Raw genomic sequence first — 15,893 nt, 5'->3', positions numbered from 1 at the left:
AAAAATATATAAAATAGAAGAAATTTAGAGACTAGCTTCTATTTTATATATTTTTTTGTTTTAGAAATTTAGTTGGTTTATTAGAATTTTAGGAAAAATTTTACGAAAAGTGTCGCAAAAATGGCTCCTAAAAACGGTGCAGTTCCGGGAACAATCAACCCATATTGCCAATCATTATTGGTTTTATTTTTGATTGGTAAAAGTTGATAGGCGATACGAGGACCTAAATCACGTGCTTGATTCATTGCGAATCCTGTAGTACCACCTAGCCCCATGCCGATTGCCCAAACAAGCAAGCCAACAGCAATGGGTAGTTGTGTTTCGTAGGAATGTGCAATCGCTAAAATAGATGTTAAAAAAATGAACGTTGCAAAAGTTTCAACAAAATAGTTTCTTGGTAAATTTCGTTGGTTCGGATTTGTAGAAAAAATATTACGAATGGCGATTGGATCGACACTATCGGCGGATAGCTTGAAATGATCAGCATACATAATATAAACAATGACGGCGCCACAAATGCCGCCTAACATTTCAGCGATGACATAGGGAATGAAGTAAGACCATGGAATCATTCCTAAAATAGCTTGAGCGAGGGCCATTGCTGGATTAATACAGACTCCGCCAAAGACGAACAGAACAACAGAGATTCCAAAAGCCCAAGTAGTGATTGCAAACATGTGACCAGAACCAGCGTATTTTGTTCGTTTTAGGACATCGTCGCAGTGAACACCTACCCCAAATACGATCATTAATGCAGTTCCCATAAATTCTGATAAGATATGATGAAACATAAGATAAAGCTCCTTTAATCAATAGTTTTGTTATTTAATGTTTGGACGAGGCGATAGACTTCCTCAATTGTAAAATTATATTGTTTAGCAATTCGTTCACAATCTTGGTATTCAATAGACTCTTTCAATAGGCCATGATAATGATTTTTTTTAATATGGACCTTACCAAAAGGTGTTTCCAAGATTTTGAAAGAACGGTCCATTACACTACGTTCCATTGTTTGAAAACGCATACCAATTGTAGAAGTATGTTTAAAGAGTAGTTCTGTAAAATATTCTTTTTCCTCTGTTGTTGTTAAAACCGTTAATAGAATGGCACTTCGGTTTTTTTTCATATGAATGGGCGTGAAAAAAACATCTAGAGCACCATGCTCCAATAATAGATCCATTACGTAACCTAACTGTTCAGGTGTTTGATTGTCTATATTTGTTTCAATTTTTAAAACTTGGTCATGGTGTTCTGTACTCTTTTTTTTACTATGTGTTTCAGTAAAGATTGATCCTCTGAGGGCATTGAACTTGCCTGTTTCCCGTTTGCCAAATCCGTAACCTATTTTTTCAATTAATCGTTGTTCTGGTGCGACAAATAGAGGACTAAGTTCTTTAAAAATAGCTAAGCCAGTCGGTGTGACAAGTTCAGTTTTTATCTCAAAGTCTTGTTGAATGATTAAATTCGTTTCTTTACGTAATTCCATCACCGCAGGAACTGGTATTGGCATGACTCCATGGGCAATTGTGATAGTGCCACTTCCATCTGTAATTGGCGTTGAATAGACTTGTTCAATCTCTAACTGTTCCCATAAGATAAAAAAGCCAACGATGTCAACAATTGAATCAATTGCTCCAACTTCATGAAAATGAATAGTGTCAATTGTTTGTTGATGAACAGCAGCTTCAGCTTTTGCAATGTCATAGAAAACATTTTTACTATGTTTTTTTACAAAATTGGACAAGTCGCTTTTTTCAATTAATGTATAAATATCTTTTAAATTTCTAGAATGGCTATGATGATGTGCATGTTCTTTCGTTTCATGATGTTCATTTTCGTGGTGAGGAGAGAGACTGTGTTTTATACCGTAATCCTTTTTTCCATGTTGTAGGAGAACATCGAAATCTGTTCCGTAAATACAACTTTTAGCAATTCGTTGGGCTTGAATGGTGAACCCATCGATGGGAAGTTTTTTTAATTCGATTAACAGTTTGTTTAAATCCCCGCCTAAGTCAAGCAACAATCCATTTAACATATCACCACTAAGACCAGAAAATGGTTCTAAAAATAAGCTTTTCATAGTGAAGACTCCTTTATTTGATTAATCATACTTGCATTATAAGCGGCACCAAACCCGTTATCTATGTTGACTACACTAACGCCAGAGGAACAACTATTTAGCATTCCTAAAAGAGCAGTCAGTCCTTGGAAATTGCTACCGTAGCCTATGCTAGTAGGGACGGCAATCACTGGCACGCTAACTAGTCCGCCTAGCACGGACACCAGTGCACCTTCCATGCCTGCAATCACAATAACCACCGAAGCCTGTTGAATCTCATCTAGGTGAGCGAACAAACGATGAATGCCAGAAACGCCTACATCATAGATACGTTTTATTTGATTCCCGAAAGTTTCTGCAGTGATTGCTGCTTCTTCAGCAACGGACATGTCTGACGTTCCAGCAGTAACTATCGCAATATAGTTTTTTGTTGTAGTCTCCATTTGGTTGATAACGAAACAACGTGCAAGTTCATAGTAGGTTCCATGAGGAAAGTTCGACTCTAAAGGTTGGGCTTTTTGTTGTGAAACGCGAGTAACTAAGATTGTATTGTTTTCTTTTCTTAAGCTATTGATAATTTTGATGAGTTGCTCAATTGTTTTCCCTTCCCCGTAAACGACTTCTGGATACCCAGTTCTTTCTTTACGCTGCGTATCAATTTTTGCAAAGTCTAATTCGCAAAAGCCATTTAATTTGTTTGTTGCTTCTTCTAAAGATAATTTTCCTTCTTTAAAAGCTCCTAAAATTTCTTTCGGTTGCATAATACAACGCTCCTTATTCCTGATTTCTCAAGGATCATTATTCTACAATGACAGACAAGCCATCTCGAATCACAGTCACTTTTGCATTTAGACCTTCTCTTTCAAATGCTCGCTCTAACGCTTCATCAAACGTTTTTGCTATTTCCATATGCATCGAAGTGATAAGCTCAGGATCAACAAGATCTGAAACAAAAATTATATGATGATGAACTAAAATTCGCGCTAAAATTTGCGAAGTCCATTGATCTGGCACGGTTTCTAATCGTGGTGTATGGATGGCTGCTTCTAAAAATTCGTTTGGATTTTTAACATTGGCAATATTTTCATAAAAACCTTCACCACCGTGACCATCACGACATCCAGCGACCATAATAATGACACCGCCGTCTTTATTGGTTGCTTCTGCAGCGGTCATCCCTTTAACTGCTTGATAAATGTTTTGATCAAGTGGAAATCCGCCATTCGTTGAAACCGCAATATCGCAAGGTATTTTTTTGACACGGGCAATTTCTTTTACAAAGTTACAACCAACTTTATGCGCTTCAACCATATCGCCTGCAAAGGAACCAATAATTTTTTTGTCACCATCTAAAACGACATTAACAATAAAAGCTAGATTCGCTTTAGCGGCAGCGTAGACCATGTCATTATGAATCGGATTATCCGTTAAATTTCCTGTCCGTGAGTTGGAGGAATCAATAAATTCTCCAGAATGGTTAGCCATGATGGTTTTATAAGAAGCAATTCCAGGTAAAACAGATTTACGTCCACCAGAAAATCCTGCAAAAAAGTGTGATTCAATAAACCCTTCGGCCAGCAGTAAATCTGCTTCTGCTGCAATGCGATTAATGATACAATCGCCCCCTGAAGGTAGTTGACCGATTTTGACCATTGAGGAATCATCAGTAGAGATATGCATAACGATTTCTTCATTCTCTACAATCGCTTTACCATATTTGCTAATCAGTTCTTCTCGTGTAGAAGGGCGATGAAAGCCTGTAGCAACTAAAATCCGGATTCTAGCTGTTTTGTTCACTGAACGAATTCTACGCAAAATAATTGGGGTGATAATATGTGAAGGAACGGGACGTGTGTGATCGGAACTAATGAGGACAATGTCTTTTTTACCCTTAGCTAATTCTTCTAATGGAAGGCTTCCAATAGGATTGTCCAGCGATTTTTCGACTGTTTCTTTCTCAGTATATGGATTTGAAAAATGTTCAGCTTTTGATTCGAGAAGCCCAATAAAATTTTTATCGGGAATTCTTGCAGTAATCATTTTCTTGTCATAAGGTAGGTTAATTTCTACCATAGCAATCATCTCCTAAGTAATATTTTACGAGACTAAGTATAATGAAATTTAGAAATCACACAGTCCTTATTGTGGGTAACATTTGCTAACAAAAGGTTGGTGAGAGTGTTTATAATAGTTAACGAATCAAACAGAAACTTAGTCAAAGGAGTGACAATTATGGAGTCAGATTATCTTACAGCTTTCTTAGATAGAAAGAAGACACCGATTATCAAAAAAAAACGCCATACTTATCTCGCTTATCATGGATTGGAGGAAGCGTACACCTATGTATTAAAGAAAGGGGTCGTTAAGACGAGTATTATTTTAAAGGATGGACGAGAATTTAATCTGTCGTATATTGTGTCTCCTGACATTATTTCATTGTTACGTGATGAAGTATCAAATTATACATCTGCTCCTTTTAATATCCGCATTGAGTCGGAAGAGGCTAGCTTTTATCGGATACCAAGGACTGTATTTTGGGAATATGTTAGAGAAGATGCTGTTCTTCAAGATTATGTACGGGATTACTACCGTGCAAAATTATCGGAGAGTATTAGTTCCTTACAGAATATGACAATGAATGGTAAGAAAGGGGCTGTTTGTACTTTTATTTACCAATTAATTGATTTGTTTGGTGTACAGACAGAGGAAGGAATATTAATTGATTTTCAAGTAACTAATGAGGATATTGCGGGGTTTTGCGGGATTTCAACGAGAAATAGCGTAAACCGAATTATCCATGATTTAAAAGAGGAAAAAGTCATCGATATCAAAAAACAAAAAATTGTGATTTACGATCAAAGTTATTTAGCTGATTATATTGATCGATAAGATAGGAGTCTGACGAACATGCATATTCCAGAAAATTATTTAAGCCCACAAACTTGCGCAGTGATGGGCGCGATTATGGTACCTGTCTGGTACCGCGCTGTAAAAAAAGTTGACGTTCAAATTAAATTAAAAAAAGATACAGGGACCATGTTAGGGATTTCCTCCTCCTTGTCATTTTTAATAATGATGTTTAATTTGCCAGTACCTGGTGGAACAACTGCGCACGCTGTTGGGGCTGTTCTCATCGCATTATTGATGGGACCTTGGGCCGCGACGCTGTCTGTTTCGGTGGCTTTACTATTACAGGCTTGTTTATTTGGTGATGGTGGTATATTAGCTTTTGGTGCAAACGCCTTTTCTATGGCGTTTGTGATGCCATTCGTGGGATATGGAGTTTATAAGCTAGTTACGCGTGTAAAAAAATTTGAAACAATGGGTCTTTTCTTAGCTGGGTATCTTGGTGTAAATGTTGCGGCATTTTCTACTTCTGTATTATTAGGTATCCAACCCTTATTATTCCATGAAGCGAATGGTACGCCACTTTATAACCCATATGGTCTTTCTATAACTATACCAGCAATGATGAGTGTCCATCTGTTAGTAATAGGAATTGTTGAAGGTCTCTTCACCGTGTGTGTCTATAATTTTGTAAAAAGTGTGTCAAAAGATGCAATTTTTATCGAAGAAAAGAAGAAAAGGACTCCGTTGTTGCGATTAAAGAGACTGTTATTGGTTATGGTAATTTTATGTCCATTAGGTTTGATTGATCATGCCACTGCTTGGGGTGAATGGGATTTATCTGAATTAGTCAAGAATTTAAAACAGAATCATTTGCCTGCGGTACAACCAAAAGGTATGGTGAATGGTTTTTCATTTCATGCACTTTTCAGTGATTACTTTATTCCAGGACTGCCATTAGCACTTGGGTATATTTTAAGTGGCGTAACAGCCATAATCGTTTTTTTACTCATTTTTCGTTTATTTAATGGAAGAAGGCAAAGTTGATGCCTGAATGGATGAAAGAATCTTCCACGTCCTTTGAACCTAATAAAAAAGAAACCTTTATGCTTAAAAATCGAAAAGGAATCCTTTTTTTATTAAATAAATTTCAGGTGAGTGGGAAACGCAATAAGACTATTCTCAGTGATATACACCCAGCAATTCAACTGATCAGTACTTTTTTACTAATTGTTTTAATCAGCACTACACAAAAAGTTCTTGTTTTGTGGCTCTTAGGCATCTACCTAGGCATGTTACTTTTAGTTGAAAAACCAACTATTCTACGAAACATTGTCAAAAAAGCTAGTATCCTCATTTTGATGCCGCTGATTATCTATTTACCGATCTTTTTTTTAGGTCAATTTAGTTTATTATTTATTGTTCATTTGTTTTTTTTAGCCATAGCGATTAGTCAATATATGGAAACAACCAACATGAATCAATTTATAGCAGCATTAAAAATCTTTCATTTTCCGAATATAATACTTTTACAATTAGATATTACGATTAAATATATCTTTTTCTTTGGAAATCTCTTAATCCAACTGCTTGCCGCTGTAGAAGCTAGAGCAGTTGGTGGAAATATCCAGTTGAGTACGGGTAGTAATTTAATCAGTCTTATCTCTTTAAAATCTTTTACGTATGGGAAAAAGTTGGACATGGTGATGGAAGCAAGAGGATATACTGGTCAATATTATCGAGTAAAGCAACCATTAAAAACGAAAGATTTTTTGGTTAGTATTGCCTATCTTTTATTTTTCGGGGGGTTGCTTTATTTAGGGAGGAACTAATATGTATCGAGTAAATCATTTGGTTTATCGCTATCAAACGAAGCCTGTTTTTTCGCCTTGTAATTTGGAAATAGCCAGAGGAGAATATCTGGTTTTGATGGGAGATAACGGCAGTGGCAAATCCACTTTTTTAAATTTGCTCGCAGGTTTTTTAAAACCTTCCGAGGGAACGATTTATTTTATGGAACAATCATTAACGGACTGGAAAAAAGACCCTATTCATAAAAAGAAGTATTATGCTCATTTGGGTATATTATTTCAAGAGACGGACACACAATTATTTAATGCAACAGTTTATGACGAATTGGCATTTGGCCCTAGACAGCTCCAACTATCCGAGCATGAAACAGCAAAAAGAATTAATGATTGTTTGAATTTATTAAAAATTACCCATTTAAGCAATCAAGTGCCTTATCAATTATCGGGAGGAGAAAAGAAAAAAGTGGCTTTTGCTAGTCTGTTAGTAATGAATCCAGACGTGTATTTATTAGATGAGCCGTTTGCTGGGTTGACAAAAGAATCGGAAAAATTATTTAAAAAGATAATAAAAAATCTGCATCAACTTGGTAAAACAATTATCCTTTCCACCCATGACTATTTGAGTATTTGCGAGGAAGCTGATTCCATTTTATTGTTTGATTCGGCTGTCACAAGGTACTCAAAGGAAGAGATAGAAGCCAATGCTAACTTGTTACAACATTTAAAACGGTATTAAGTGTACAAATATTGACAATAATTGATACTATGAATCGTGATTTTTTCTAATGTGGAGATGTCTATAATTAATTATGTAAAAGAAAATCAATAGGAGATGGTTTAAATGTCTGTCATGAAAACGAAAGAACAAAATTTAGTTCGCGAATTACAAAAAATGGATAAGTTGGCTGTTGCATATTCAGGTGGAATTGATAGCTCTTACTTGCTAAAAAAAGCTTTGGACACTTTAGGTGCTGAAAATGTACTTGCGGTTGTTGTAAATTCAGAATTATTTTCTGATGATGAGTTTGATAAAGCGGTTGATTTAGCTAATGGGTTGGGAGCAAATGTGTTAGGCCTTGAAATGAGCGAATTAGCGGATGATAGAATTGTTGCAAATAACCCTAATAGCTGGTTCTACAGTAAAAAATTATTATATAAAACTATTCGTTCGGCTATTCAGAAAGAGGGATTTGATGTTCTGGCCGATGGGATGATTATGGATGATAATACTGACTTTCGTCCTGGATTAAGAGCAAGAGATCAAGAAGGGGTCATCAGTCCGCTACAACAAGCTAAATTATATAAAATCGAAATACGTCAACTTGCTAAAGACGCAGGTGTTTCCAATTGGAGTAAAGTTGCCTCATGTAGCATTGCTTCAAGAATTCCTTATGGCATTAAGTTAACACGCTCAGCTATTGATCAAGTATTTGCTAGTGAAAAATATTTACGGGAAATAGGTTTTCCAATTGTCCGTGTCAGAGCACATCATGATTTAGCACGGATTGAAATTCCAGAAGACAAACTTTCTCTGTTATTAGAAAACAGAGAAAAAATTGCAGATTATCTTAAAAAACAAGGATTTAATTATGTAACTTTTGACTTAGAAGGATTTAAATCTGGCCGAATGAATGATATCCTCACAGAAACTGAAAAAAAAGTTTTTTGTGAATGTTAGACAGATAAGTTTATAAAATTGAGTCGGTGTAACGGAGTCAGGACAGGGGTATTCCGTTACAAAAACCAAGTTTTCTGCTCGATTAGGTCGGTTGTTTTCATTGATTACTCTGCCAGTAGTTTATTAACTTTTAAGCCTAGGAAAAATTCCCTTTGGATTTTTCCTAGGCTTTTTGTCTATTTAATCATTTGATATTTGCTAAAAAGAAATTAGCTGTAGAATTTTTTAAGATTACCAGTGATTGTTCAATTTGAGGAAAATAAATGGATTGTTTGGACTGGTTGATTAGTCGATTATTTTTGGGATTCGTGAGTGAAAGTATTTGCTGTGAATAGTTAAATAACTCAGTGTTTATTGTGTCCGGCCTAACTGGCGTTAATTTTTTTAAGTAGTGTTGTGTTTTCATAAGTTCTAAAAAAAGCTCTTCCATAGCAGTTTGCATTTCCAACAGTTGATCATTTAGTTGTTTTTGTTGCATTAAGCTTTCAGCAGAGGCATCGTTACTATAAATAGGAGATTCAAGAACAATTTCTTGAATAGAATAGTTTACTCTACGTTGTACTCGATAAGCTAGTACCCAAGTATCACTTGGTAACGTGGTCTCTTCATTGATTAACGCTAGCAAAATAGAGCTGATCGTTTTTGACCAACTATTGATATTTTTACGTAATACTTGACTATGCCATGTTGGGAAAATAAAAAACATAACAAAAGCAATCAGCGCACCAATAATTACATCAAAAACTCTTGTATAGCCTGCAGAACTACCACCTAATGTGAAAGTTAACCAAGTGGTCACACTTAGCATTAGAAATGCTTGACTTAATTTACGGACGGTTTCATACAATATAACTAGCAAACAAGACAATAGCATTGGCCATAAAGGATTTAGGTTTGTTAAGTTAGCAATTAATTGAGACAAAAAGATGCCTAAACAACCACCTAAAATAGAACCAATAGTTCTTGAAGTGATTTTGCCGAGTGTACCATGATAACCTGGCATAACCATCAAACAACCAGAAATAACTACCCAGAATTCGTGATTAGCTAAAGGCAAAGGGTACATGTAATTAAGTATAAGCGAACAAAAATGACACACTAAACCTGTTAAAGCTAAACGAATTGCGAATCTAGCAGAGCTGCCTTTATAAGAATGAAGGATCTCTTTGGCTTCTGCAAGTCCTTCTTTTGTGGGTAAGAAAGATTTAAATGAGATTTTTTTAGAGGTTTGTTTGTTTTGTATCAAAAGGATTGCTGATTTTATTTCGGTGTTTGCTGAAGCAAATTCTTGAAGAGGTAGGGTTAATTGTTCTCCTTTTAAAAAGAGTTGAATTGCTTTTAAAGCAGGAAGATTTTCAGCTGCATTGGTTGAATCTAACGAGCCTGCAATTGCATCTGCTTGTGAAACCAAGGGATAAATCCATGGTGTTTTTTGATGATTGACCCAGGGCATCGTTTCAACAGATTCGCGTACTTTTATTCTGAAATGGACATAGCGTGCGGGTTTTCCTTGTGCTAATAAATATAATTGTTCATATAAATCGGCTACTAATTTTCGTGCTTCATTATTTTGCGGCTTAGAATAAAGACAATAGAACAAACAAAGGATGGACATACCTAAAATTATTGCACCCAGACCTTCAAAAGTTTGACCAATAGACAAATTGCCTTTTAATTGCGCACCAGCTAGTAAAGAAATGGTCCCAAAGAGACATCGAATATACAGACCAATACTAAAGTTTCTCACAATCCCTGAAAAATACAAACCAAGGACGAATAATAAAATAATGAATATACTTGACGACTGTAAAAGTATCCCCAGACTGGCACCAAGAAAAATCATTAAAATACCATCTATGGCACTTCTTTGTGGAGAGCTATGTCGTGGTAAGACACAAATTACAGTGCCCAAAAAGCTACCAACATTTACTAAAACAAAAGCGAAAGGAAAGACTATTGTTAGAACAGCACCAACAGCATTTGCAATAATGATACTAAGAACAAGAGCAAACCAGTTCTGTCTTGTATCAAAAGTTAGTATAGGACGACTATACGCCCAAGACGATTCTAAGAAGACCTCAAAAAATTTTTTGATAGATAATTTCACAAAACATTCCTTCTTTAAAAATTTATTAAAAGCTAAAAAATTATTCCTCTGCTAGTATACACCTCTAAATTTTTTTTTCAAATTTGCTCTTTTTAAGAAAACTCACAATTATAGTCCAACATTAAGTTTAGCCATATATTTTTGTTGAATAAATTCTGTAAGCTCATGCCAACTTTCTTCATTTTCAATGGAATCTAAGTAGAAAATATCTTGATTAGAAGTAGCTTTTTCGAAGGAATCTGTGATGATGATATCCGCATTTGTGAAGTCTTCGGTAATAGAGATTGCGTTTGTATTATATAAGGAGGATAACCGTGTTTTAATAAAATAATTTGCATAAAAATCTTTGATAATTTGTAAATAGATTCTCACTTGTACTTTTTTTTCGGACACAGACAATGTGTAAAGCAGTTGACTGAGTAACTCTAAATGCATTTCTTGGTGAACTAATTTTGCCACCGTTCCTTTTATTCGATTAAAGTATGCCACATCTGACGGAGTACAAATTTCTGGCTGCGGTAAATAAAGTGTTAAAAAAGTATAATAATTGCCCTCCGTTAAAAAGTACCAAGCATTAAAAATAGAAAGATAGTAAACGTATTGATAATCATGCTGATTTGTCAGTAAGTAGGCTACTTGCTTAAACAATTTTTTTGATAAGATACAATAAGGATGGTTAGATTCTATAAATAATTTTTCTATTTGTTTCGTTTGCTTTTCCGAAAAGATATAAGGGATAAAAATGCGAGATAAAAAATTAAAGTATAAAATTTCAGTTTTTCTTGTTTCGCATTGAATGTCAGCGAAGGAGTGTTCAAGAAAAAATAAAGTCACATGACTGTATTGATTGATCAGAATAAAAAAAGAATGCAGGTTTTTAGAGTGCGGCATCTTTAAGAAGTTTTGTGCACTTGTTCTAGTTTTAAATATCGCATATAAAATATAAAACGCTCTTTTCTTCATTCGGACATTTTTATAGGATCGTTCAAGAAGTTCATCGGGTAGACTTTTTTTTATTTCTTCAAGACTTATTTTAGAAAAAGGCCAAGCCAATTCTTGAAAGGAATCTTGTAGGAAAATGAAAGAAAACACTCGAATCGATAATTCATTGCCAGTTAATTGATAAATACCCTTAATACTAACGATTACTATATCAAAAATTTTAAAAAAGTTATTCAGTTGTTTCGTGATTTTCACCAGATAATGTTCAGAAATATATAAAACTTTAATTAATTCGTTTTTATCAATGGAAGAATGTGTGACCAATTGTACGCAATAATTAAATTGTACATTGTTTTTTAAAAGATTGAGTTTTAACGTGTAGGCGTATTCGACCGCGCTTTTTCGGTACGCTGGATTTACACAAACAATGCCATTATTGTTAGAGACAATAAAATGTTGGATTTGATAAGTATCCTCGAATTCTTGATTTATTTTTATCAGATTTTCCTTGACCGTTCTTTTTGAAATTTTTAAATTGGAAGAAATTTCATTTAATGACGTATGAGCTCGCTTGACTATATAAAATAAAATTTCTAGCTCATTCGTTAGGTAGGATGGAAACATGTTATGGACCTCCAAAAGTAAAATTTAGGTTCATTGTAGTCTACTTTCTTTAAATTTTTGTATTGATATGTTAACACAAGCGCAATAAGAAGCGGCCATCACAATTAATGTACAGCCTTATACATTAATTGTGTGTGGCAAAGCAATTTCAATGTTGATAAGCTAGCAGTAGTTAGAATAATTATTATTTAGTTTCTAATTCCAAAAAAGGTCAAGGTGAGTAAGCAATGAAAAAAATCAACGAACAATTAAAAATGAAAATGCCAACCTACAAAAGAAAAAAAAGCATTGCTTATTTCTTTTACTCTTGTCTACTATTGGTATCGATTTCTTGTTTTTTGAGCGTGCATTTTCAAGAATGCGAGGCAGCTTCGCTCTATCAAGCGGGAGGGATAGCCATTGATTTGAGAACTGATTTACCTTATGGAATGGAGATAAGCCATGACGGTGGTGGTGGTCCTGATGGATCATTTGGAGGAAAATTACACGTAAAATTATACGGAACAGTGGACACTTCTCATACAGAAGCATTGAAGTTTCTTTCTTTTGGTACTGTAGGAATGCAATATGGACTGATGTTTCATTTGCCAGAAAATATAAGTGCAGATAATTTTAAAGCGGCTTATGACAAGGCTTTTGCGGATAATCCAGAAAATTTTTATTCAATTAGTGGACAAAAAAACACACAAATACCAATTGTTAACACAAAAGGAATGCGGACGTTTAACGGTTCTTCAGAAGATGGTTCACCGGGATGGGGTGATCCTGATCAAGATTATAGCGGAATTGATACTGAACATCAGGTGATGTTTTGTGAACGGGGGGACACTATTAATTTTTCTTTTACTAAACTTTATGAAATTTGGCGACATGAACCTGACAAATCGGCCATAAAATTTGAACTTCATTTTGATTTAGATGTAGCTACTTTAATGAAGGATGGCGATTCAAAGGATTATTCCCTCAATAAAAATTTAACGAAACATCGCTTACCAGTATCAAATGTTTTGTCGGATGGCACTGAAAGTGATCAATTTTCGTTGTCGGCAGATTTTTTTGGTCGAACTTACGAATCAGATACAACGAATACGGTTAATCATAATTGGATATTGCTTAGTCCGGACATGTGGTTACGTGCGACAAGTTTAGCGGCAGCAGCAAAGCAAGATCCAAATAATTTGAATCATCAAATTATTACTGGAATCACCGGGAAAGTGGCTACTTGGTCTTCTTATATCTCGCCATGGGACAGCGGTGATAAAGACAATCCATTATCCAATTACAATACCCAAGATGCCTCTAAATATCCTGAAATACCTGAAAGCACAACGATGTTACCAGGGGAGTTTTTATCACCAAAGTTTACGATGAACCAAAGACAAGACAATCCGCTTAATTGGACAGATGGGTATGTTGCTCAACGGTTTGCGCGCGTAGTTAATTTTCATACTCACACAGTTGATCATAAGGCCAATGTGAATGTCTCTTCACAACAACAAAACGGGTTAACAACCTATTTATTTAGTGGCAAAGATGGTTGTGGGCTGCCGTTAGTCAATCCGCCAGGAACGGATTCTTCAGAGCCCACAGATAAAACATATATGCGCGTCACAACAGATCCATACCAAGTGCCAAGTTTAGAAAGGGCAGCTTTTGTTAAAGGTCAAACAACATTTCACCCGCAACAAAAGATACCAGTAGAACTAGACGTTAAGGCTCCGACAACTAGAAAAGTTCAGATTGAAGAAAAAGTTTCAGGTGCTGCCCAAACTGATTTTCATAAAATTGGGGAGCAAGATTTAAAAAATTTACCAGTCACAGATGATTGCGTTAGTTTTAACTGTTTAGCAGATGCTTTACCAACTTCAGGAGATTACACATTAACATTTAGAATTCTTGATGTTGATGATACATCTAAAAGCTACTCAAATGAGAAAAGTTTAGCTGTGCACATTGATCAAGCGCAAATTAAAGTTAAATCTCAAGATACGGTTTATCAATATACTCAATGGCAACCAGAAAGTGAAGTGACTAGCCTACAAACACCAGATGGTAAAAAAGGTGATTTTCGAGACGTAAGTGTCACCATATATAAACTGGACGGAGAGCAAAAGGTCCCAGTAGATGCGGTGGATACAAAAGTGGTTGGTAAATATGAAATTGATTATAACTACCTAGGATTAGAGGCGCAGACTGCACTAGAAGTCATTCCCTCTTCAGCTCATATTGGTGCACATAACGGCAGCTTTTCTGTGGGGACGCCCTTCGATCCAAAACGTCTTTTTGATAGTGCAACAGATAATGATGGACAGTCCATTCCTTATAGTAAGATAACGATTCGCTATACGCCTAAGCAGGTAAACGATGAAGTAGCGGGCATCTATAGAATTACTTATGATATCTCTAAAATAGTAGGTTTTAGTAAAAGTGTTACTGTTGATTGGACCTACTATTACTCTAATCGTCTAGACTTTTATCACTTATCTGAACAACTAATGCCTTTTGAGAACGTAAAATTTAATGGCCAAGATCAAACACAGACATTAAAAAGTTGTGAGATGAACATTGAAGATACGGGGGATCCTAATCGGACAACTGGCTGGCAGCTTGAAGTAGCCTATAATTTAAATGATCAGAAAACACAAGCGTGGAAAGACGCAGGGCTTGATCTCACGCTAAATCCAAAGTCAGTCGATTATGTAACAACTGAGCAAAATATCATGGTTAACGATGAGCAACAATTAGTAGCTGATGTAAGTAACCAATCTATCAAAAATAAAAAAGTTTTGACGAAATTACAATTATTGCCCACATTAACTATTTCAAAAGTCACACCTGCTGATAAATATGAAGCTCAGTTAATTTGGAACTTAGAAGCAACACCGTAAGGGAAGAGGGAATAGCTGTGAAATGGTTTATCTATGATTTATTGTTTGTTGCCTTTATTCTCGGTTTGCCAATTCAAGCACAAGCTGAAGACAAGACAGCTGACGCACAAGCTGGCACAAAAGTCATGGTAATAGTGAAAGAGAGTGAGGATATTGTTCCACATCCCAATGAGCTTATACCTCAGACTAACGATATGCCAACTTCACGAGGACAACCTAATTTTTTACCAAAAACAAACGAGATTACGTCTCAAGAGACGATTTTAGGGATCGTGGTACTCGGAAGTACATTAATCGTCGGACTTTATAAAGAAAAGAGGAAAAATAATGAATAAAAAAATAATTGGTTTAACTGTCACTTTAGGAACGGGGATTTTTTTAATTGGTCAACAAACTGTAAATGCGGCTGATAATACCAATACCACAGCGAATGTGTCGGTTTTAGGTGGCGGATTAACCATTACACCATTAGCACAAATTAACTTTGGGACGGTGACAAAAGACGGCCAAGATCATACGCAACCAGATCAAAGCAAGTCGCAACTTATCATTAATGATAATCGTGGGACAACGAATACAGGTTGGTATCTGACAGCGAATTTAGAAGATAAAGGAAAAGGTGTCACTGGCTTAGACGGAATGACACTTCATTTAGACACTAAAAAACCTGACGGATCTTCTGAAAAAGGTACCTTTACGGGCGTTGATTTAACCACAGATGCTTCAACCATTATTTCGCTAGATAAAAGTGATATCCGTTTATCAGACACTGTCACGACAGCCGATTTAAATGCAACGTTAAATATACCTAAAAGTATTGCTGCAAATACCTACTCTGGGACCATCGTCTGGAATGCCATCGATGGAGCACCCGCCTAAGAATTTAACATAAAACGATGTAAGAAAACGAGGCAGATAAATTGAAAAGAATTTTAAA

The 15,893-nt window shown here is 35.5% G+C and carries 14 protein-coding genes; 8 read left to right on the top strand and 6 right to left on the bottom strand.

Going from position 1 to position 15,893, the window contains the following annotated elements; genetic code table 11:
* Positions 1-80 precede the first annotated feature (80 nt).
* The 4 genes from larD to larA are packed head-to-tail and all read right to left on the bottom strand — an operon-like array spanning position 81 to position 4,132.
* Positions 81-791: a D/L-lactic acid transporter LarD gene (gene larD, locus IGJ46_RS07465; protein ID WP_002357197.1), complete on the bottom strand. Its 711-nt coding sequence runs from the start codon at positions 789-791 to the stop codon at positions 81-83.
* Between the two features lie 14 nt (positions 792-805).
* A complete protein-coding gene (gene larC, locus IGJ46_RS07460) occupies positions 806-2,080 on the bottom strand; it encodes a nickel pincer cofactor biosynthesis protein LarC (protein WP_002407516.1) in 1,275 nt (424 codons plus the stop codon).
* Positions 2,077-2,820, bottom strand: a complete 744-nt coding sequence (gene larB / locus IGJ46_RS07455; RefSeq protein ID WP_002379543.1) for a nickel pincer cofactor biosynthesis protein LarB — start codon at positions 2,818-2,820, stop codon at positions 2,077-2,079. The genes larC and larB overlap by 4 nt, the downstream gene beginning before the upstream one ends.
* A 37-nt stretch (positions 2,821-2,857) precedes the next feature.
* Positions 2,858-4,132, bottom strand: coding sequence for a nickel-dependent lactate racemase (gene larA / locus IGJ46_RS07450; protein WP_002361999.1), 1,275 nt, complete (start codon positions 4,130-4,132; stop codon positions 2,858-2,860).
* Positions 4,133-4,291: 159 nt separating this feature from the next.
* Here larA and IGJ46_RS07445 point away from each other — a divergent pair, with 159 nt between their 5' ends.
* The 5 genes from IGJ46_RS07445 to larE all read left to right on the top strand — a co-directional run bounded on the left by IGJ46_RS07445 (position 4,292) and on the right by larE (position 8,395).
* A complete protein-coding gene (locus IGJ46_RS07445) occupies positions 4,292-4,948 on the top strand; it encodes a Crp/Fnr family transcriptional regulator (protein ID WP_002361998.1) in 657 nt (218 codons plus the stop codon).
* Positions 4,949-4,966: 18 nt separating this feature from the next.
* Positions 4,967-5,953 carry a cobalt transporter CbiM gene (cbiM, locus tag IGJ46_RS07440; protein WP_002361997.1) on the top strand — a complete coding sequence of 329 codons (987 nt, stop codon included), beginning with the start codon at positions 4,967-4,969 and terminating at the stop codon, positions 5,951-5,953.
* Positions 5,953-6,738, top strand: coding sequence for an energy-coupling factor transporter transmembrane component T family protein (locus tag IGJ46_RS07435; protein WP_010819448.1), 786 nt, complete (start codon positions 5,953-5,955; stop codon positions 6,736-6,738). The genes cbiM and IGJ46_RS07435 overlap by 1 nt, the downstream gene beginning before the upstream one ends.
* A 1-nt stretch (position 6,739) precedes the next feature.
* The gene (locus IGJ46_RS07430) at positions 6,740-7,453 is read left to right on the top strand and encodes an ABC transporter ATP-binding protein (RefSeq protein ID WP_010819447.1); all 714 of its coding nucleotides are present in this window, start codon (positions 6,740-6,742) and stop codon (positions 7,451-7,453) included.
* Positions 7,454-7,558: 105 nt separating this feature from the next.
* Positions 7,559-8,395: an ATP-dependent sacrificial sulfur transferase LarE gene (gene larE, locus IGJ46_RS07425; RefSeq protein WP_218391152.1), complete on the top strand. Its 837-nt coding sequence runs from the start codon at positions 7,559-7,561 to the stop codon at positions 8,393-8,395.
* 184 nt (positions 8,396-8,579) lie between these two features.
* Here larE and IGJ46_RS07420 read toward each other — a convergent pair whose 3' ends face one another.
* Both IGJ46_RS07420 and IGJ46_RS07415 read right to left on the bottom strand, forming a co-directional pair.
* Positions 8,580-10,502 carry an FUSC family protein gene (locus IGJ46_RS07420; RefSeq protein ID WP_218391150.1) on the bottom strand — a complete coding sequence of 641 codons (1,923 nt, stop codon included), beginning with the start codon at positions 10,500-10,502 and terminating at the stop codon, positions 8,580-8,582.
* 108 nt (positions 10,503-10,610) lie between these two features.
* Positions 10,611-12,068 carry a helix-turn-helix domain-containing protein gene (locus IGJ46_RS07415; protein ID WP_218391149.1) on the bottom strand — a complete coding sequence of 486 codons (1,458 nt, stop codon included), beginning with the start codon at positions 12,066-12,068 and terminating at the stop codon, positions 10,611-10,613.
* 227 nt (positions 12,069-12,295) lie between these two features.
* Between IGJ46_RS07415 and IGJ46_RS07410 the strand changes: the two genes are divergently transcribed.
* From IGJ46_RS07410 to IGJ46_RS07400, 3 genes are read left to right on the top strand one after another with little or no spacing between them, the layout of a single operon-like run.
* A complete protein-coding gene (locus IGJ46_RS07410) occupies positions 12,296-14,956 on the top strand; it encodes a bacterial Ig-like domain-containing protein (RefSeq protein ID WP_218391147.1) in 2,661 nt (886 codons plus the stop codon).
* Positions 14,932-15,291 (top strand): hypothetical protein, encoded by a 360-nt coding sequence (locus IGJ46_RS07405; protein ID WP_025189861.1) that lies wholly within the window; start codon positions 14,932-14,934, stop codon positions 15,289-15,291. Before IGJ46_RS07410 ends, IGJ46_RS07405 begins: the two co-directional genes overlap by 25 nt.
* Entirely contained in the window at positions 15,284-15,835 is a 552-nt protein-coding gene (locus IGJ46_RS07400) for a hypothetical protein (RefSeq protein WP_002357217.1), read from the top strand. The genes IGJ46_RS07405 and IGJ46_RS07400 overlap by 8 nt, the downstream gene beginning before the upstream one ends.
* The last annotated feature ends 58 nt before the right edge of the window (positions 15,836-15,893 follow it).

Source organism: Enterococcus sp. AZ120 (genome assembly GCF_050546165.1).
In the GTDB taxonomy this organism is placed as follows: Bacteria; Bacillota; Bacilli; order Lactobacillales; family Enterococcaceae; genus Enterococcus; species Enterococcus faecalis.
Note: the sequence above shows the minus strand (reverse complement) of the source record. Positions and strands in the feature narration are given on the sequence as shown.

Excerpts from the sequence above, each read along its gene's own strand:
- cbiM (WP_002361997.1), top strand. The coding sequence starts at position 4,967 with ATGCATATTCCAGAAAATTATTTAAGCCCACAAACTTGCGCAGTGATG.
- IGJ46_RS07435 (WP_010819448.1), top strand. The coding sequence starts at position 5,953 with ATGCCTGAATGGATGAAAGAATCTTCCACGTCCTTTGAACCTAATAAA.
- larD (WP_002357197.1), bottom strand. The coding sequence starts at position 791 with ATGTTTCATCATATCTTATCAGAATTTATGGGAACTGCATTAATGATC.
- IGJ46_RS07445 (WP_002361998.1), top strand. The coding sequence starts at position 4,292 with ATGGAGTCAGATTATCTTACAGCTTTCTTAGATAGAAAGAAGACACCG.
- larA (WP_002361999.1), bottom strand. The coding sequence starts at position 4,132 with ATGGTAGAAATTAACCTACCTTATGACAAGAAAATGATTACTGCAAGA.
- larB (WP_002379543.1), bottom strand. The coding sequence starts at position 2,820 with ATGCAACCGAAAGAAATTTTAGGAGCTTTTAAAGAAGGAAAATTATCT.
- larC (WP_002407516.1), bottom strand. The coding sequence starts at position 2,080 with ATGAAAAGCTTATTTTTAGAACCATTTTCTGGTCTTAGTGGTGATATG.
- IGJ46_RS07415 (WP_218391149.1), bottom strand. The coding sequence starts at position 12,068 with ATGTTTCCATCCTACCTAACGAATGAGCTAGAAATTTTATTTTATATA.
- IGJ46_RS07410 (WP_218391147.1), top strand. The coding sequence starts at position 12,296 with ATGAAAAAAATCAACGAACAATTAAAAATGAAAATGCCAACCTACAAA.
- IGJ46_RS07400 (WP_002357217.1), top strand. The coding sequence starts at position 15,284 with ATGAATAAAAAAATAATTGGTTTAACTGTCACTTTAGGAACGGGGATT.
- larE (WP_218391152.1), top strand. The coding sequence starts at position 7,559 with ATGTCTGTCATGAAAACGAAAGAACAAAATTTAGTTCGCGAATTACAA.
- IGJ46_RS07430 (WP_010819447.1), top strand. The coding sequence starts at position 6,740 with ATGTATCGAGTAAATCATTTGGTTTATCGCTATCAAACGAAGCCTGTT.